Raw genomic sequence first — 17,860 nt, 5'->3', positions numbered from 1 at the left:
TGTTTTGAGCTCGCAGATATGACCGCCCCCGTGAAAAAATCAACAACCAGCAGCACCGTACGGAGCAGCGGCAAAAAAGCAGCTACCCTGACAGCGTATGTCAGGGTAGGGAAGGGAATCAGGCGCGCCTTATACGCCCGCTGCTTATGTTCATGTATGCCGTTCGAAACTTACACTGTGCGGAAATTACCCCTTCAACACGCCGGTCCGCTTGCCAACCGCGACGATCTTTTCCACCGCAAACGACAAGTCGTCCTTCGAATGGGCGGCGGTCACGATACAGCGAACGCGGCCTTTGTCCATCGCCACCGTCGGGTACACGATGCCCTGGGCGTAGATCCCTTCCTCCATCAGCTGCCGCGAGAAATCTGCCGTCTTGTCCGGCTGGCCGATCAGGACAGGGATAATCGGCGTCTCGCTACCGCCGGTATCGAAGCCTTCCTCCTGCAGGCGCGTCCGGAAAAAGGTCGCGTTGTCCCACAGCCGGTCGATCAGCGGCTGGCTTTTGCGCAGCAGCCGGATCGCGGCGAGACAGGCGGCGGCAACTGCCGGCGGATGCGAGGTGCTGAACAGAAACGGACGTCCTTTATGAATGAGGTAACGTTTCAGCACATCGGCTCCGGCCACGTACCCGCCGACGACTCCGACCGCTTTGGACAAGGTGCCGACTTGAACGTGAACACGCCCATGCAGATTGAAATGGTCGGTCGAGCCTTTGCCGTTACGGCCGAGCACGCCGCTCGCATGCGCATCGTCCACGTATACGTAGGCGCCGTAAGCTTCCGCCAGATCCACGATAGCGGGCAGCGGGGCGATATCGCCGTCCATGCTGAATACGCCGTCGGTCACGATAAACGTGCGCTTGCGGCCTCCGTTTTCCTTCAGCAGTTGCTCAAGCCGGTCCATATCTTTGTGCGGATAAATCGCCCGGGCCGCTTTGGTCAGCCGGATGCCGTCGATAATGCTGGCATGGTTCAGCTCGTCGCTGATGACAAGTTCGTCCGGACCGAGCAGGGAGGACAATGCGCCCTGGTTCGTTGTAAAGCCCGACTGGAATACAAGCGCCGCTTCCGTTCCTTTAAAATCGGCGAGCTCGCGTTCCAGCTCGTCGTGGATGTCCAGCGTTCCGGTAATCGTCCGGACCGATCCGCTTCCAGCGCCATACCGGTTAATCGCTTCGATCGCCGCCGCTTGAATGTCGGGATGCCCGGTGAAGCCTAAGTAATTGTTGGATGACAGCTGAAGCAGCTTGCGTCCGCCCGTCTCCATCCACGGCCCCGATGCGCTGGTCCATACGGTCGGCAGCCGATACATGCCTTCCTTGCGGAGCCGCTCCAGCTCTTCGTTTAGATAATCAAATGTCGATGTCGGCATAGGTGGAATCTCCCCTCGTCATAGAAATCGGTTAGGCGTGCATAAAGATCACTTTGCCGCAGTTGCCGCTGCGTACGAGCTCAAACGCTTCCTCGTACTGCTCCAGGCGGAACCGGTGCGTGATAAGTGGTGACAAGTCGAGCCTGCCGCTTTCCAGCAGCCCCTTGACCTGGTACCAGGTCGTATACATCCGGCGGCCGGTGATGCCGTCCAGCCGCAGCCCTTTGAAGATAATGTTCCGGGCCAAATCCAGCTCCACGCCGGACGCCGGAATGCCGAGCAGGGAGACCCGGCCGGCATTGGCCGTACCTTCCAGCCCTTGACGGATGGCGTCGGGATGGCCGGACATTTCCAGCAGCACCTCGACGCCGTCGCCCCCGGTTAACGCTTTCAACTGGTCCGCAAGCGATTCCGTGCGGCTGTTCACGACGTGATCCGCCCCCATCGTTTTCGCCATTTGGAGCCGGAAGTCGTTGATATCCGCCGCGATGACTTGAGACGCCCCGCACGCTTTGGCTACAGCCACCGCCATCAATCCGATGGGCCCCGCTCCTACGACGGCTACGCTTTTACCGGAAATATCGCCGACCATTACCGATTGCACTGCGTTCCCTAACGGATCTTGCAGACAAGCCAGCTCAAAGGGCAGGCGCGGATCGTTAAGTACGATGTTGGACGCGGGTACGACCGCATATTCCGCGAAGCAGCCCGGAATCGTAATGCCGAAGCTGCGCGTATGCGGACAGACGTGCGCATTCCCGCTGCGGCAGGCGCGGCATACGCCGCACACGACATGGCCTTCGGCCGATACGTGGTCGCCCGGCTTTACGCTCGACACGTTCTCGCCGACGGCTTCCACGATCCCGGCAAATTCATGGCCGATCACATTCGGCGTCGCGACAGCGCTTTCCGCCCAAGCATCCCATTTGTAAATATGAAGGTCCGTTCCGCATATGGAAGACGATCGGACTTTAATCAATACTTCGTCCGGACCCGCCGTCGGAATCGGAACCTGCTTCAAGCTTAACCCGGAGGCGCGATTCTCCTTCACTAATGCCTGCATAGTTGCCCCCATGTCCATTCCTCCACATAATCATATAATATAACGCATCTTTGTATGCTATAGTATACATGGTTCAGGTTTGGCAAGCAATGATCTTTTCAATATATTAATTATTTTGTACAATATAATATACGATTATTCTGGGAAAAAGGAGACCGTATCCAATGGACCATATTCCGATTAAAGTAGGCAAAAACTTGAAATCGATCCGCAAGTCGCGGGATCTCAGTCTGGATAAATTGGCGGAGCTGACCGGAGTGAGCAAAGCGATGCTGGCCCAGGTGGAGCGGGGCGACTCCAACCCGACGATCTCCCTGCTGTGGAAAATCGCCAACGGCCTGCGTATCTCGGTGACGACACTAATTGCAGAAGAGACATCGCAGGTAACGCTGGTCCGTTTCGCCGAATTGGAGCCGATTACGGAGGAAGCGGAAGGGTACAAGGCGTATCCGCTGTTTCCGTTTGATGCGAAAACGCATTTCGAAGTATATACCGTTACCGTCGAACCGGGCTGCAGCCATCAATCCGAGCCTCACCAGGAAGGCGTGGAGGAATTCGTCATCGTGACGCAGGGGGCGCTGGATTTGCATATCGGGGATGAAGTGTATGCGGTCGAGCAGGGAGATGCCGTCCGGTTTAATGCGGACCAGGGACATATTTACGTCAATCGGTCGGACCGTCCAGCCTGGCTTCAGGTGATTATTCGTTATCCATTCTGATAAGGAGAAGCCGTTTTTTCCCATCTGCTGCAACTTTACAACGACATCCATCGTCTCTATGAGTACCAGAATCATCCAAATGGAAGAGGAGAAGAGAATGGAATCGTATCGGTTGAAAAATTGCAATCGATGGCTTATGCTTCTTGCGGCTTTGCTGTTAAGCGGGGCTGTTGCCGGGTGCGGCAGCGAATCTGCGGCTACGTCTGCGGTTCCCGAGCCAGCCCCAGTCCATCAACCGATGGAGGGGATACCGGCTCCAGCCCAGATCGATCGGACGAAGGTGGCCAAACTGGCTGAGATTCAAAAAAAGCTGTCCAGTCATTTCGACGAGCTGCACAAAACGTACTCGATTCAGGTACTGCTTATCGGCTCTGGAGCGGAAGAGGTGATGATGACGATCCGAAGTGTCAACGATGTGGAGAAGAAAATCACGGAAGAGGAGGTAGAACGGATCCGGCAATCATTGTTTGCCTATGCCGGCGAAACGTTTCCGCTTAAGCTAGAAGTCCGCCATTGCTGCACCGGTTCAGGGGACGTGACGGGAAAAATTAAAAAAATCGAGAATGAGCGCGTGCTTATTGTGGACGAAACGAAAAAAAACGGCAATACCGACGATCCCGTTGCGGTATGGGTCACCTTAACCGAGGATGGCATCGTCACCAAAAAGGGGAGCGGCGAGAAGCTGTCGTTCGACAAGCTGGCCGAAGGCCAACAAGTGAAGGCCTGGTCGACCGGCATAATGCTACAGTCGTATCCCGGGAAAACGTCGGCAGTTAAAATAGAGATTACGGATTCATGATGAGACGGGAAAGCATAGAAAGCAGGGAAAATTGGGAAAGCTGGGAAAGCTGCTGGGAAAGCTGGAAAGCCCATAAAAGCCATACAAGCGATTAAAATCAGGAGCGGCAGCAGTAGTTCTGTGAAGCAAAATCGGGTTGGAATCTAGACCCATGCAGTCCCACCGGAACAGGGGCAAGTTCAATTCATTGATGTAAACGTAATTCATATATGATCGTGTTACTGAACATGCATTCTTCATATTAAAATGACGAGTACAGCATAATGCTGTACTTTTTTTGCCGTTTTCGCTATGATCATTTTAGAGGCTTCGATTAAAATGATCCGGTGAAGGATGTAAGCATAATGAGCGGGAAGACAAGTCAGCGTTTATTCCGGGTCCGTTTGGACCGGATGGTCGATCAGTTGAGACACGAGATAGTTAGCGGACAGTATGCGCCGGGCGATTTCCTGCCATCCGAGTCGGATTTGGCGGAGACGTTCGGGATGAGCAACAAGTCGGTGCGTCAAGGATTATCGATTCTGGTGGAGGAAGAGCTGATCCGTAAAATCCCCCGGGTCGGCAACCAGGTTACCGAAGCAGTCCATCAGTCGGTCGTAACCGTTACGCTTGGCGTCAACAGCAGCCTGGAGCGGGATATGGCTTTATCCCGGCTGCTGGAGGCGTTTCAGCGCAAATATCGTTCGATCCGGGTGCAGCCGATTACGATTCCGGGAAAGTCCCGTCTGTTTATCGAAGAGTATGTCGACCATGGGCTGGTTGACGCATTTATAATCAACAACCAATATTTTCAGGACATAACGGATAGCGGCAAAGTGCAACTGCTGGAACCGCTGGGGGCCGAGCCGGGGCATTACCGTTTCCTGAACGAGACGTTTACGGCGGACGGCGTCCAATATGCGCAGCCGCTGTTGTTCGGGCCGATCGTGCTGTGTTACAACAAAGAACATTTCCGCGAAGCCGGACTTTCCGAACCGGACAGCAGTTGGACATGGGACGATTGTCTGGAGCATGCGCGGCAGCTCACCAGGCCGGGAGAGCGGTACGGGTTCGTGTTTTATGAGCTGTCGGCCAACCGGTGGCCGGCCTTTTTGCTGCAAAGCGGCATGAAGCTCGGGCTAAATCGCGACGGCCGATGCGACATAAGCGGCACGCCGATGCTGGACAGCATCCGTTTGTATGACCGGATTATACATGACGCGGAGCTGTTTCCGAAGGTTATGTCGGAAAGCAACGACGATATTGAACGGCTGTTTATGACAGGCAAAGTTTCGATGATTTTGACCAGCTACACGAGCTTGAACGAATTGAAGCATTCCGGGCTTTGCTACGATATTTCGTCGCTGCCTTACTTGCAGGAGCCCCGGACACTGGCGGTATCGATGGGCGCCTGTATCCGGAAGGGCTCGGATAAAAAGCAGGCAGCCCGGTTGCTCGTCGATTTTCTGGGTTCCCCGGAGGGGCAGCTCCTCATCCGCAGCGAAACGCTCAGTATCCCGTCCCTGAAGTCTGCTGCAGAAACGAAGGTGGAGGACGAACGGAACAGGCCGTCCCGGTTCGACTTGTTCCGCGACATTCTGCCGTCTATGCGAACGCACCGCGACCTGAACTTGACGAGCGAAGGATTCGTCGTGTTCTGGGGGCTGTTGAAGCAGTACTGGTCGCGATTTATCGATGAGGAAACGTTATGCCGGCTTGTAAGCGAGCAATTAAGCGCTCATATCCGGAAGGAATAGGCGGGAGAGGCAGAGGAGAGGCAGAAGTACGGCGGATGCGGCGGAATTGTACCGGCTGGCGCTGCTGCTCCGTCCGATTCGCCCGCTGCATGAACCGACATGCCAAATAAACCGTTCAACTTGGAGCGGCAGTCGAGCAACTGCCGTCATCCAGGTTGAACGGTTTTTGTTGAAACTGTCCGTTGTCCGGATTAGCTCTGCGCGGCCACCAACTCGCCGTCCGTATCGCCGGTCGGGTCGCCGTTTTTCATACGCAGCCGTCCCGAGCTGTCCACCCACAACCGATAGGTGCCAAGCCGCAGTCCGCCTGCATCTAGCGTCGTCCAGTCGGATTGGAACGTCATATGTTTTTTCGGAACGATCGAGGTTGCCGCTTCCAGCGCCAACGTTCCTTCGGCAGTCACTTTTCCCGTCGCTCCCGGTATTCGAACGCCTCCGCTAACTTTAAACTGTCCGAAAAAGTCGGAGATGACGACGTTATTCGTCCCGGTATTCGTTACGCCGCCGCCGCGTCCTCCCGCCGATATGTCGACCACGCACTTTTCCGATTTCGTTGTAAGCTCGATCGGTCCTGCGGTATGATCGAGAACCCGGCAGCCGAGCGCATCGTCGATCCACAGCTTTTTCTGGTCGCCGACCCCGTCCAGGTTCGTTCCCGAGAAGGTGCAGTAAATCGAGCGCTTTGTCCCGGAAGCAGTCAGGATCACACCACCCAGGCCGCAGCTTTCCGCTTGCAAGTCGTAGCTTTTGAGTGCAAAGCATCCCCGGGCCTCCAGCCCGTACCGGCCGAAGAAGGCGATCTCCACAGCAAACAGCTTCACTTCCTCGTTGTTCTCGATATAGACGGCGGAACCGTTCGTTTTCTCGGTGCCCGCCGTATGGTTCCAGCCGAACAGCTTCGCCCGCGACAAGACGCCTTCGTTGCCGCTGATGATCTCGATACCGTTGGCGGACGATCCCGGCGCAAGCGGGATGAAGAAAACGTCGTCGATCAGCCACATGTCGCACTGGAGAGTCTTGACCAGCGCCGCGCCCATATACTGGCCGCTCAGACCGCTCGCGATTACCGGATTCCGGCACCGCTGGAAGACGACCCCTTTGACCGCAAGTCCCCGCCCGTCGAAGGCCATATCGCAGCAGGACACGTCGCTTAGGTAAGTAGCCGGATTGTAGAAGCGGAAGTACGCCTCGCCGGTAAAAGAGCCCCCGTTGCAAATCCGCGTCATCAGGCGGTGGCCCCGAAGGTGGATGCCCCAGCCGGACAGCACGACTTCCCGGTCGAGCCGGATGCTGCCCCGGGGAAACAGGAGCGTGGCGCCTACGTTCGTCTGGTACGATTGGCCGGTCGGGTTTTGGTTGAACGAGAGAGCGTAGGCGGCCGCTTGCATAATGACATCATACGAATCGGTCTGGCCGGTCGGATCGATTCCGAACTCCTCCAGGGGGATTTCCGCTTTCACGGGCCGTACCCAGCATCCCGTTCCGGAAGGAGCGGTTTCGCCGATACCGTTCAGAAACCCGGACAGATTGGAGAAATCCGGCAGCAGGGGAACAGTTGGACTAATGACGGCCCCGCCGTTATGATCGGCTCTCGGACGAGCGGCATCCCAGTAAAAAGGGCCGCCGCCTATCGTATGGCCGGGTCTGTAACCGATCAGTTGCACGCACTCGCCGTCCGTGCCGCCTTCCAGTCCGACCAGGTCGAGCATACTCGACAGGGAGCATATTGGCGTATCACACGCCGCGTTGCCATTTTCGTGTCCATTCGCATTACCATTTCCGTGTCCATTCCCTCTGCCGCTCCCCTTGCTGTTCCCATCGCTGCCGCCGCCGTACACCTGGTTCTGGACGGAACCTTCGCCGAATGGCGCCCCGGATACGATTCCGGCTGTGGCAAAGGTCGCGCCGACCGCTCCGATCCCGAGTCTGGCAAGCATTTGTCTCCGGCTGATCGCTTCTCTGTTCATTTTCCAGCACCGCCTTTTTAGAGAGTTAAGGGTGGGTTCGATTACTTGCCGGCCGCCGCCTGAATTTTTTTGTTCGTTTGCTCCTCCGCATCGCGCAGCGCCGAATTGGCGTCTTTCTCGCCGACGATAACCGACAGCATCGCATTCGTCATTTCCGCCTGACCCGTTATATTATAAGGGCTGTACGGCATCGGAGCGGCCGTTTGCTGGTTGACGACGCCCTTGAAGTTTTTGCCTTTCCAGTCGCTTACGTTTTGTCCGTAGGCTCCTTTGATCTCGGCGCTCGTCACAGGCGCGAGGAAAGCTTGATCGGCACTCCGTTCTTTCAAAATCTCGTCAGACACGAGCTGGGTAATCGCCTGAAACGCCTCCTTGCGGTGCTCGCTTGTGGCGGACAGGCCCACGTATACCGGATAAGGCTGGGAGCCGATATTTTTAAGCCCTTTCATCTCCGGCAAGCTGACCAGATCCCAGTTCAGACCGCTTTTGTTCGCCAGAGAAGCTCCGTTGTTAAACGCGATATGCATGGCCGCCGTTTTTTCGTTGTAAAACAAGTTCGATTGATCGTTCACGGCGAGTTGTTTCTTGGTCGGGTTGTAGCCTGGCAACGTATAGAAGGGAACGAGCACGTCGAGAAACGTTTTCCACTGATCCTTCTGCAGTGCCGCCGCGTTTGTTTTCGGATCGACGAAGCCGAGCGAGAACTGGTTGACCGCAATGAGGTTGGAGGGAGCGCCGGCCAAGCCCCGGTACATCACGCCTCCGTCTTCGCGGGTAAGCCGTTTGGCCGTGTCGAGCAGTTCCTCCCAGGTCATGCCGTCCTTCGGATAGGAGACCCCGAACCGGTCGAAGATGTCTTTGTTGTAATATAGGGCGAGGCGCAAATCGTAAAATGGAAGCGCTGACAATTTGCCGTCGCTCATCCCGGTAATTGCGTCCAGATACGATTTCTCGAACCGGTTCAGGTCGTACTTGGCCGAAGCGACCAGGTCTGCCATATCGCCGAACAGCTCGTATTGCTTCATGCTGCTGAGTACGTTATACGAGCCGAGTATCAGATCCACCTTCGTATTGGTAGCCATAAACTGGTCGATACCCTTGTCGTTATTAATGATTTCCAAGGAAAAGTGCGGGTATTTCCGTTTGATCGGTTCCTCATAGTTGGCCTTTAATTCTTCAAGCGGCATGCTCGATTTGGACGCCAGAAATAATTTCAGCGCCACAGGCTCCACCTTGCCGGAGACGTCCGGCGCCGGTTCCGCCGGTTTACTCCCGCAGCCGGCGGCAGCTAGAGCAGTCATGCCGGCCAATAACGATACGCACACGATTGTGCTGCCGTTCATGTGAAAACCTCCTTTTTGGTTTTTGTAGTGTAAATGTAATTCCCATTTCATTCTACATCGCCAATTCCGGGACTGTCAACAGGATTACGAGTACATTATGAATGGGTGAGGGAAAAGCCCCCCAACTCCGGCACCAAGTTCACCTTTGATTTGGAGAAACTCGGGCTGCTGAAGGATACTTCGCCGCTGATCAAAAGCAGGAAATTCGACGTAAACCAAATTGATCCGGTGGCGATGGAAGGATTGAAGGTTTATTTCGAGAAAGATACAATATACGGTTTGCCGATCACGATTCCAATACGTCGATCTACTACAGCAAAGACATCTTCTACAAATTCGCGGTACCCTATCCGATAAGACGGCATGACGATCGATGAAACGTATGAACCCGCAAAACGGTTGACTTGGTTCGATAACGGCGTTTCCTGTCGGACGAATTACAGCTGCAGCTTGAGGAGAACCTCCGGTTCTAAAATACGCGAACATCAAGAAGCAATTCGGAGCGGACCGCAACTATTTGAAAGGTAAAAACGTAGGAGCGTTTATGGCCAACGATATTGCGCCTTCCCCGAAATCCGTCTCCAAATACGATTTGATCACTGCATAGGAAGTAGAAGCTGCGTTCCGCGATGTCATCCATGCAAAAACCGACCTAATCACGGCACTTCGAACCGCGGAAGAAAATCACGAACAAAAAATAGCCGCAGAGCAGCGGAAATAAGCCGTTCGCCGCGTGGCAAGTAAGCGCTTAATCGGAGATTGGAGGATGGAAGATGACAATGGAAGAGAAAGACTTGGCATTGGTGGCACAAGCTGTAATGCCGGTTACGGACGACCGTTACAAGACCCGCAGCTGGCAGGGCATCCCCGGCATCGAATGCGCCGGCAACGGAAGGTTGTGGTCGACCTTTTACAGCGGAGGGGTTGAGGAAGGGCCAGACAATTATGTCGCGCTTGTCACGAGCGGGGACGGAGGCCGGACTTGGACGGATATCCGCTATGTAGTTGATCCGCCGGGACAGGTGAGGGCATACGACCCTTGTTTATGGCACGACCCGTCGGGGCGGCTGTGGCTGTTCTGGGCGCAAAGCTACGGCTGGTACGACGGGCGCTGCGGCGTATTCGCGGCGACCTGCGACAACAGCGGCGACGAAGAGGCGATATGGAGCGAGCCTCGGCGCATCGCGGATGGTATTATGATGAACAAGCCGACCGTACTCGCGAGCGGCGAATGGCTGATGCCGATCGCAGTATGGGCTTGCAAGAGCTCCGACCTGAACCATATGCCCGAAGAACGGTTCTCCAACGTACACCGTTCGACCGATCAGGGCGCGACGTTCCACAAGCTCGGCTTCGCGGATATTCCGACCCGCGGCTTCGACGAGCATATGATCGTGGAACGAGGCGACGGTAGCTTGTGGATGCTTGTTCGTACGTTGTACGGCATCGGACAGTCGGAATCCCGCGACCGGGGGCGCACCTGGACGCCGGGGGAACCTTCCGCGCTCAGCGGACCCGACTCCCGGTTTTTTATTCGCCGGTTGCGCTCCGGCAGCCTGCTGCTCGTCAACCATTACGAATCGGGGAATAAACGCAGCCATCTGACGGCGATGCTCTCCGATGACGACGGCCGGAGCTGGACCGGCAACCTGCTGCTTGACGAACGGAATCGCGTCAGTTATCCGGACGGCGTACAGGCCGAAGACGGACGAATCTACCTGATCTACGATCGTGATCGCAGCAATGAGAAAGAAATTCTAATGGCGGTGTTTACGGAAGAGGACATCAGAAGAGGGGAGATCCCTTCGGAAGGGGCGGCACTGAGGCAGATTGTCAATAAAGCTTGAACGCCGCGGCATGAGCGGTTATAAACGTAACCGGAGAGTGAACGGACAAAACGATCAGCACAAAAGAAACGATTACTTGGATGAGGCACTCCCTTGACGGGAGATACGGGGATATGATATTTTGTACGATAATGAAATTGCAACCCGAACCAGCCTTATATGTGCGAGTTCAAAAAGTCCGGTTTTCAGCACCGAGAAGATGGGATGAAGCAAGGAAATGAGGAGCGGAAAGTAGTGGGAGCTTTTGTGAGCACCGGAAGTTCCGACTGAATTCCATATTCGATGTCGAGTACGCTTCCTGATCGGCTTCGTGATCAAAGTGGACTTTTTGAATAACCTCTATACGAAGAGACGCGATGAAGAGGAACAGTAATCAGCCGACCGGATCGCAGAGAGCCTACTGGGGTGAGACGTAGGCATCCGGAATTGATGAAAGAAGCCTCCGAGTACCGGGCCGAAAGCAAGCGGAGTACGTCCGGCGGGAGTTCCCGTTACAGAATCGATGTCGGCGCCATGCAGCGATGCAGCAGGGCAGCCGTACTTTAAGCGGGTCGTTTTACGGCCAAATTAGGTGGTACCGCGGAAGCCAAAGCCTTTCGTCCTTATGAGGATGAGGGCTTTTTTGTTTTTCATTTCAACTATCGCGAAAGGATGAACCTGGATGACGACTTTAAACGAGCTCGCCGATTTGTTGTTTCCGAACGTTACCCGAACTCCCGAGGATGTGCTTGCGTTATATCCGCCGAGAAGTTTGCCGCAGGGCGCGAAAGTGACGAGGTTCGCCCCGAGCCCGACCGGTTTTCTGACGATCGGGGGGCTGTACGCCACGATGATCTCGGAGCGGCTGGCGCGAAGCAGTGGCGGCGTCTTTTACTTGCGGATCGAAGATACGGACAAGAAGCGCGAGGTCGAGGGCAGCATGGCCGATATGATCGAGTCGTTGGCCGCGTTCGGTATCGCGATCGATGAAGGGCCTGCCGCCTCCGGCGAGGAGATCGGCGCGTACGGCCCGTACCGCCAAAGCTCGAGAGTGCCGCTGTACCACGTATGGGTGAAGCAGCTGGTCCGGCAAGGACTCGCGTACCCTTGCTTCTGCACGGAGGAGGAGCTTCAGACGATCCGCGACAAGCAGCAGGAGCAGAAAGTGACGCCCGGTTATTACGGCGAATGGGCCGTTCACCGCTTCCTGACTCCGGAGCAGGCGAAGGAGGAGCTGGCGGCGGGCAAGCCGTATGTGATCCGGCTGAAATCGCCGGGATCGCCCGCGAACCGGGTCAGCTACATGGATCTGGTCAAAGGCCCGATCGAGATGCCCGAGAACGATCACGATATCGTTCTGCTGAAATCGGACGGTATCCCGACGTATCATTTCGCCCATGCGATTGATGACCGGCTGATGGGGACGACCCACGTTTTCCGCGGAGATGAATGGTTGTCCTCGGTGCCGATTCATCTGCAGCTGTTCGAGGTGCTGGGATTCCCGCGGCCGGAATACGGCCATATCGCGCCGATCATGAAGATGGACGGAACGTCGAAGCGGAAGTTCAGCAAGCGCAAAGACCGGGACGCTACGGCTAATTATTACCGGAGCCAAGGATATCCGAGTCTGGCGATTAATGAATATTTCATGACGCTGATCAATTCACACTACGAGCAGTGGCGGATGGACCACCCGGCGGAGCCGTACACCCGGTTTGCGATCGATACGAACAAAATGAACGCCAGCGGCGCTTTGTTCGACATGGATAAGCTGAACGATATTAGCAAGGATGCGATCGCGAAATTAAGTGCGGAGTCCGTCTACGCAGAGACGTCGGGTTGGGCGGAAGTGTACGACCCGGAACTGTACGGCTGGCTGGGCGAGAATAAGGATTACGCGCTGAACATCTTCCGCATCGGAAGAACGCTGGAGAAGCCGCGCAAAGATATGGCCAAGTGGGGAGACGTAAGAAGCTCTGTCGCGTTTTTCCACGACGGCTGGTTTGAAGGCGCAACGTCCGGCGGATACCCGCTGCCGCCGTCGGTCGATGATATGACCGCGAAAGGAATCGCAGGGGAGTTTCTGAACCGTTACGATCCGCGGGACGACCGGAACGCCTGGTTCGGCAAGGTGAAGGAGATCGCCGAGGCATTTGGCTTCGCCCAAGATACGAAAGCGTATAAGAAACATCCGGAAGCTTACAAAGGGAGTGTCGGAGATGTCGCCGCTGTCCTGCGATCGGCCTTGTCGGGCAGGCTGAACGCCCCGGATCTGTACGATGTGATGAACGTGATGGGAGAGGAGCGGGTGCGCGGCAGACTGAGCCGGTTTGTGCAGGGCTAAGACGGGCCGGGAATGGTTTTCCTGTGGATCGGAGGACCTCCTCCCGCCAATGCCGCCGATTTGCTTTTTCGCTGTCTTGAGGCACATGTGGTATGATTTTACTAACGGATTGCGGGTATGCTGCTCGAAGCCGATTCGTCCATTACCTCCGCAAAGCGCGGCGTTAGCGGACGTCATCTATGCAGTGCAGACGGCGGGAATGGAGCTGTTCTCGGATATTGTGACGCAGCAGCTGCTGTGCAGATAGATTTTGCAAGACATGAAGAGGAGAAGGGGAGAGTATACAATGCCGCCAATTGTACAAGGGTTGATCAAGCTGGCCCTCGTTGCGGTCGTCATTTTCGCCGCGTTTAAGTATCACATCGGTGCGGGGATCGGGGTGCTCGTGCTGCTGCTCGCGTTCTGGATCTACAAGAGCCGTTCCGCGATCTATGCGCAGCAGGGCAATGTAGCGTATATGAAGGGCGATATGAAGACGGCGCTCGCCAAGCTGGAGAAAGCGTACCAGACCAAGCCGTTCCATCCCCAGCATATCGCCGGCTACGGCTTCCTGCTGGCGAAGGCGGGAGAGACGGAGCAAGCGGAGCAGGTGTTAAACGAGGTGTTGTCCGGCCAGCTTTCGAACGAGATCCGGCTGCAGGCTCAAGTGAACCTGGCGACCGTGTACTGGCTGCAGGGCAAGCGGGACGAAGCGCACAACCTGCTGGCGACTGTGTACGAAAACTATAAAAACACGACGGTATACGGAAATTTGGGTTATTTCAAGCTGCTGCGCGGCGAGCTGGACGATGCGCTCCGCTTCAACCGGGAGGCGTACGAGTACAACGACGGCGATGTGACGATCCTCGATAATTTGGCGCAAACGTATTATTTGCTCGGCCGGTTCGAGGAAGCGGCCGAGATGTACGCGAAAGCGGTGGATAAGTCTCCGAAGCATGCGGAGTCGTACTACTATTATGCGCTGACGCTCCAGGAGCTGGGACGTCTTGAGGAGGCCGCCGAGCAGATCGGCTATGCGAAGCATAAGGAGCTCGCGCTGATTACGACGGTAACGAAGGAGCAGATCGAAAATTTGGCGCAACAGCTGGAGCAAGAGGTAGAGCCGGAGTCGGAGTCAGGGGCGGAACCTGACCGGGACGACGACCGATAAGAGCGCCGCAGACGGATGGCCGCTATGGAACCTGGAACGCACCACCCTGCATGGGGGGCGAGCCTTTCTATAGCGGCCTTGCCGCGTTCTGACGGCGGTCGGCCGCCTGCCAGGAGTAGAAGCTGTACCGATTTTTGCCGAGCTCCTTCGATACGTAAAGCGCCGTATCGGCCCGCTTGCATAACGTCTCGACGTCGATGCCGTCATGGGGGGCCAGCGATATCCCGATACTGACCGAGATGCTCGCCTTCTCAAGCTGCGAGTGCCGCTTGATCGGTCCCCGAACCGCTTCAATCAGCTGCACCGCCGCATGTTCCGCTTCCTCCTTGCTAGCCGAAGGCATGAGGATGACGAACTCGTCGCCGCCGAGCCGCACGGCGGCATCTCCTTTGCGAAGGACGGAGCGGATGCTGTGGGCGACCCGCTTCAGCAGCAGATCGCCGGTATCGTGACCGTGATCGTCGTTAACCGATTTGAAATTATCCAGGTCGATCATAAGCAGGGCGAGCGTATCTCTGTTATCCGCCAGCATCGATACCAGCAGCTCCTCGAAAGCCGCGCGGTTGTGCAGGCCGGTCAAGCTGTCGTGAAAGGCGAGATGCATCGGCCTGGCCACCCATTTGGAGATAATGAGGGCCAGAACGACTGTTACGAACAGGACTGCGATCAGTTGAACGATGAACGTCCTCCGGTTTTCCTGCAGGAAAGCTTGCAAGTCTTTGTCGTTGTATATGATTTCGAGCACTTTCGTCTGCGTGGAACCGCTGTCGTACTTGGAGTCGTAGTTCACATAGCGGTAGATCGCCGGCAGCCCGTACCAGTCGCCGCGAAATTCGCCCGTTTGTCCGGTTGTGAACGTTTTCTCGAACGCATCCCTTCGCGGGCCAGACAGCTTGCTTGCGTCGGCCAGCTCGCCCAAAGCGTGGCCGCCCATATTCAGCACATTGATCTCGTAAAAAGAGTCGTCCTGGGCTACGAGCTCGTCGATCGCCTGGAAGAAGTTGAAATGCTGGTAGATCATACTGTCCTGCAGCGTGTAGCCGAGCTGAAATATAACCTTTTTGTCGGGTGACGCCATGTAACTGTATTTTTTCAAAATGCCGGTGTTTTGCTCGATATCGATTCCGTCATGATAAAATTCCCCAGTGCTCCGCCGCTCCTTCAAAATGGCGGCCAGCTTGCCGCAGCAAGCTTTAAAGTCCAGCCCGACTTCGTCCCGCAGGCTGCTGTAGGCGATTACATCATTCTCATCGATGATGTGGATGTCGTAGGAAAGCTCTTTCTTCAGCGCTTCCAGATCCCAGTCGCTTACAGTCGGAGCGTTCTCATATTTGTTCAGCAAATAAACGGTGCTGTCCCGCATCTTGGCGGCTATATTCTCGCCGAGCACATAATACGCTTTCTCCATCGATTCCAGTGCGTACTTGACGGTTTGCTCGCTTTTCCGGACTTGCTCCGCCTTGCCCAGACGGGCTTGTTCTTTCAGACGATAATGATCCATCAGGGCGATCGCGACGGACAGCGCCATCGCGAAAATGATCATTGCAATCGTCAATTTCATCCTAAACCGAGAATTCACAGAAATACCTCCGTCACAAGCCCAGATGTCGCGCGTCGAATAAGGATATATATTCCACATGAGTTCACAATTACCTCTACGCCCGGATGCTGAAATTCGGGGAAACTGCCCGAAAATTACTGCGCTCGAATTAGGGTTGACTTCCTGGATTGCATCGTTCAGCGGTTCTGCCTGTAGAGCGAAAAAAAGCGTTCCGAGCCGCCATCGAGGCGGTCCGGGACGCTTATTCGTTACAGCAGCTTCGTCGTCCATGATTCGCAGTTCCAAACCTCGGTCGCGACGTCGCGGTAAAATTCCGGTTCGTGAGAGATCAGCAGGATGGTTCCTTTGTAAGCTTGCAGCGCGCGCTTCAACTCATCCTTGGCATCGACATCGAGATGGTTCGTCGGCTCGTCGAGCACGAGCAGGTTCGTTTCTTTGTTGATCAGCTTGCATAGGCGGACTTTAGCTTTCTCGCCGCCGCTCAGCACGTCGATCCGGCTCTCGATATGTTTCGTCGTCAGACCGCATTTGGCGAGCGCCGCGCGGACTTCGAATTGCGAGAGTGAAGGAAATTCGTTCCATACTTCGTCGATGCAGGTCGTGCTGCCCGATCCCTTCATCTCCTGCTCGAAGTAGCCGATATACAGATGCTCTCCTAGCTCCACCGATCCGCCAAGCGGCTGGATCTCGCCGAGAATGCTGCGCAGCAGCGTCGTTTTCCCGATGCCGTTCGAGCCGACGAGGGCGATCTTCTGGCCGCGTTCCACGCGCAGATCCAGCGGCCGTGACAACGGTTCGTCATAGCCGATGACTAGACCTTTCGTCTCGACGACCAGTTTGCCGGACGCTCTGGCGTCCTTGAAGCGGAATTCCGGCTTCGGCTTCTCCTTGGCGAGCTCGATGACGTCCATCTTGTCCAGCTTCTTCTGGCGCGACATCGCCATGTTGCGGGTCGATACCCGGGCTTTGTTGCGGGCTACGAAGTCTTTCAGATCGGCGATCTCCTGCTGCTGCTTTTTGTAGGCCGACTCCAACTGCAATTGCTTCGCTTCGTGCTGCTGCTGGAAGACGTAGTAATCGCCGACGTAACGGCTGAGCTCCTGATTTTCCATATGGTAGATCAGGTTAATGACGCTGTTCAGGAACGGAATGTCGTGAGAGATTAGAATAAAGGCGTTCTCGTATTCTTGCAAATACCGCTTTAACCATTCGATATGCTGCTCGTCCAAATAGTTCGTAGGCTCGTCGAGCAGCAAGATGTCCGGCTTTTCGAGCAACAGCTTCGCGAGCAGCACTTTGGTCCGTTGCCCGCCGCTGAGGTCGTGAACGTCTTTCTCCAGACCGATATCCTCCAGACCGAGGCCGCGGGCAATCTCTTCGACCTTCGCGTCGATCATATAAAAATCGTGATTGGTGAGCGCGTCCTGGATCGTGCCGACATCCTCAAGCATCTTCTCGAGCTCCTCAGGTGTCGCTTCGCCCATCTTTTCGTACATGCCGTTCATTTCCGCTTCCATCTCGAACAAGTAGGCGAAGGCCGTCTTGAGCACATCCCGGATGGTGAGCCCTTTTTGAAGCACGGAGTGCTGGTCCAAGTAACCGACGCGGACCCGCTTGGCCCATTCGACCTTGCCTTGATCCGGCTGCAGATTCCCGGTAATAATATTCATGAATGTCGATTTGCCTTCGCCGTTAGCGCCGATCAATCCGATATGTTCGCCCTTGAGCAGCCGGAACGACACGTCGCGGAAGATGGCGCGGTCGCCGAAGCCGTGGCTTAAATTTTTGACGGTCAGTATACTCATTGTGCACCTTTTTCATTAGAGTAGTAGGGGATGGCGGGTCATTCATCGTGGCAAATACATCGATTATAAGCTTTTCTTTTAGAGTAAGAAAGTCTTATGTTTTCAGCGAAGCTGACACTTTCTGCTCGCAAGAAAAGCTACCTCTTACGCAGGGTCATTCATCGTGGCAAATA

The 17,860-nt window shown here is 55.6% G+C and carries 13 protein-coding genes and 1 other annotated feature; of the genes, 7 read left to right on the top strand and 6 right to left on the bottom strand.

Annotation, left to right across the window (positions count from 1 at the left end; all coding sequences use genetic code 11):
• Positions 1-186 precede the first annotated feature (186 nt).
• Both PV433_RS23465 and tdh read right to left on the bottom strand, forming a co-directional pair.
• Positions 187-1,374 (bottom strand): glycine C-acetyltransferase, encoded by a 1,188-nt coding sequence (locus PV433_RS23465; protein WP_332074463.1) that lies wholly within the window; start codon positions 1,372-1,374, stop codon positions 187-189.
• Positions 1,375-1,405: 31 nt separating this feature from the next.
• Positions 1,406-2,449, bottom strand: coding sequence for an L-threonine 3-dehydrogenase (gene tdh, locus PV433_RS23460; protein ID WP_332074462.1), 1,044 nt, complete (start codon positions 2,447-2,449; stop codon positions 1,406-1,408).
• 152 nt (positions 2,450-2,601) lie between these two features.
• Here tdh and PV433_RS23455 point away from each other — a divergent pair, with 152 nt between their 5' ends.
• From PV433_RS23455 to PV433_RS23445, 3 genes are all read left to right on the top strand, one after another.
• Positions 2,602-3,156 carry a helix-turn-helix domain-containing protein gene (locus tag PV433_RS23455; protein WP_332074461.1) on the top strand — a complete coding sequence of 185 codons (555 nt, stop codon included), beginning with the start codon at positions 2,602-2,604 and terminating at the stop codon, positions 3,154-3,156.
• Positions 3,157-3,253: 97 nt separating this feature from the next.
• Positions 3,254-3,955 (top strand): DUF3221 domain-containing protein, encoded by a 702-nt coding sequence (locus PV433_RS23450; protein WP_332074460.1) that lies wholly within the window; start codon positions 3,254-3,256, stop codon positions 3,953-3,955.
• Between the two features lie 344 nt (positions 3,956-4,299).
• A complete protein-coding gene (locus PV433_RS23445) occupies positions 4,300-5,691 on the top strand; it encodes an extracellular solute-binding protein (protein ID WP_332074459.1) in 1,392 nt (463 codons plus the stop codon).
• A gap of 191 nt (positions 5,692-5,882) precedes the next feature.
• On the opposite strand, the gene PV433_RS23440 is transcribed toward PV433_RS23445, so the two are convergent.
• Both PV433_RS23440 and PV433_RS23435 read right to left on the bottom strand, forming a co-directional pair.
• Entirely contained in the window at positions 5,883-7,658 is a 1,776-nt protein-coding gene (locus PV433_RS23440; protein ID WP_332074458.1) for a hypothetical protein, read from the bottom strand.
• 41 nt (positions 7,659-7,699) lie between these two features.
• Positions 7,700-9,001: an ABC transporter substrate-binding protein gene (locus PV433_RS23435; RefSeq protein ID WP_332074457.1), complete on the bottom strand. Its 1,302-nt coding sequence runs from the start codon at positions 8,999-9,001 to the stop codon at positions 7,700-7,702.
• Between the two features lie 773 nt (positions 9,002-9,774).
• Here PV433_RS23435 and PV433_RS23430 point away from each other — a divergent pair.
• The 4 genes from PV433_RS23430 to PV433_RS23415 all read left to right on the top strand — a co-directional run bounded on the left by PV433_RS23430 (position 9,775) and on the right by PV433_RS23415 (position 14,321).
• A complete protein-coding gene (locus tag PV433_RS23430) occupies positions 9,775-10,848 on the top strand; it encodes a sialidase family protein (RefSeq protein ID WP_332074456.1) in 1,074 nt (357 codons plus the stop codon).
• 347 nt (positions 10,849-11,195) lie between these two features.
• Positions 11,196-11,455, top strand: a binding site (T-box leader).
• A 54-nt stretch (positions 11,456-11,509) separates the two neighbouring features.
• On the top strand, positions 11,510-13,171 hold the full coding sequence (locus tag PV433_RS23425) for a glutamate--tRNA ligase (protein ID WP_332074455.1): 1,662 nt from the start codon (positions 11,510-11,512) through the stop codon (positions 13,169-13,171).
• A gap of 49 nt (positions 13,172-13,220) precedes the next feature.
• Positions 13,221-13,418 (top strand): hypothetical protein, encoded by a 198-nt coding sequence (locus PV433_RS23420; RefSeq protein ID WP_332074454.1) that lies wholly within the window; start codon positions 13,221-13,223, stop codon positions 13,416-13,418.
• A 39-nt stretch (positions 13,419-13,457) separates the two neighbouring features.
• Positions 13,458-14,321 carry a tetratricopeptide repeat protein gene (locus PV433_RS23415; RefSeq protein WP_332074453.1) on the top strand — a complete coding sequence of 288 codons (864 nt, stop codon included), beginning with the start codon at positions 13,458-13,460 and terminating at the stop codon, positions 14,319-14,321.
• A gap of 67 nt (positions 14,322-14,388) precedes the next feature.
• On the opposite strand, the gene PV433_RS23410 is transcribed toward PV433_RS23415, so the two are convergent.
• Both PV433_RS23410 and PV433_RS23405 read right to left on the bottom strand, forming a co-directional pair.
• Positions 14,389-15,900 (bottom strand): GGDEF domain-containing protein, encoded by a 1,512-nt coding sequence (locus tag PV433_RS23410; RefSeq protein ID WP_332074452.1) that lies wholly within the window; start codon positions 15,898-15,900, stop codon positions 14,389-14,391.
• A 230-nt stretch (positions 15,901-16,130) separates the two neighbouring features.
• The gene (locus PV433_RS23405; protein ID WP_332074451.1) at positions 16,131-17,687 is read right to left on the bottom strand and encodes an ABC-F family ATP-binding cassette domain-containing protein; all 1,557 of its coding nucleotides are present in this window, start codon (positions 17,685-17,687) and stop codon (positions 16,131-16,133) included.
• Positions 17,688-17,860: the final 173 nt, after the last annotated feature.

Source organism: Paenibacillus sp. GYB004 (genome assembly GCF_036577605.1).
In the GTDB taxonomy this organism is placed as follows: Bacteria; Bacillota; Bacilli; order Paenibacillales; family NBRC-103111; genus Paenibacillus_AB; species Paenibacillus_AB oceani.
This window is presented reverse-complemented; position numbering and strand designations above follow the sequence as displayed.

What these genes read in the sequence shown, in the direction of transcription:
- PV433_RS23430 (WP_332074456.1), top strand. Translation starts at nt 9,775, where the DNA reads ATGACAATGGAAGAGAAAGACTTGGCATTGGTGGCACAAGCTGTAATG.
- tdh (WP_332074462.1), bottom strand. Translation starts at nt 2,449, where the DNA reads ATGGGGGCAACTATGCAGGCATTAGTGAAGGAGAATCGCGCCTCCGGG.
- PV433_RS23450 (WP_332074460.1), top strand. Translation starts at nt 3,254, where the DNA reads ATGGAATCGTATCGGTTGAAAAATTGCAATCGATGGCTTATGCTTCTT.
- PV433_RS23465 (WP_332074463.1), bottom strand. Translation starts at nt 1,374, where the DNA reads ATGCCGACATCGACATTTGATTATCTAAACGAAGAGCTGGAGCGGCTC.
- PV433_RS23405 (WP_332074451.1), bottom strand. Translation starts at nt 17,687, where the DNA reads ATGAGTATACTGACCGTCAAAAATTTAAGCCACGGCTTCGGCGACCGC.
- PV433_RS23420 (WP_332074454.1), top strand. Translation starts at nt 13,221, where the DNA reads ATGCCGCCGATTTGCTTTTTCGCTGTCTTGAGGCACATGTGGTATGAT.
- PV433_RS23440 (WP_332074458.1), bottom strand. Translation starts at nt 7,658, where the DNA reads ATGAACAGAGAAGCGATCAGCCGGAGACAAATGCTTGCCAGACTCGGG.
- PV433_RS23415 (WP_332074453.1), top strand. Translation starts at nt 13,458, where the DNA reads ATGCCGCCAATTGTACAAGGGTTGATCAAGCTGGCCCTCGTTGCGGTC.
- PV433_RS23425 (WP_332074455.1), top strand. Translation starts at nt 11,510, where the DNA reads ATGACGACTTTAAACGAGCTCGCCGATTTGTTGTTTCCGAACGTTACC.
- PV433_RS23435 (WP_332074457.1), bottom strand. Translation starts at nt 9,001, where the DNA reads ATGAACGGCAGCACAATCGTGTGCGTATCGTTATTGGCCGGCATGACT.
- PV433_RS23455 (WP_332074461.1), top strand. Translation starts at nt 2,602, where the DNA reads ATGGACCATATTCCGATTAAAGTAGGCAAAAACTTGAAATCGATCCGC.
- PV433_RS23445 (WP_332074459.1), top strand. Translation starts at nt 4,300, where the DNA reads ATGAGCGGGAAGACAAGTCAGCGTTTATTCCGGGTCCGTTTGGACCGG.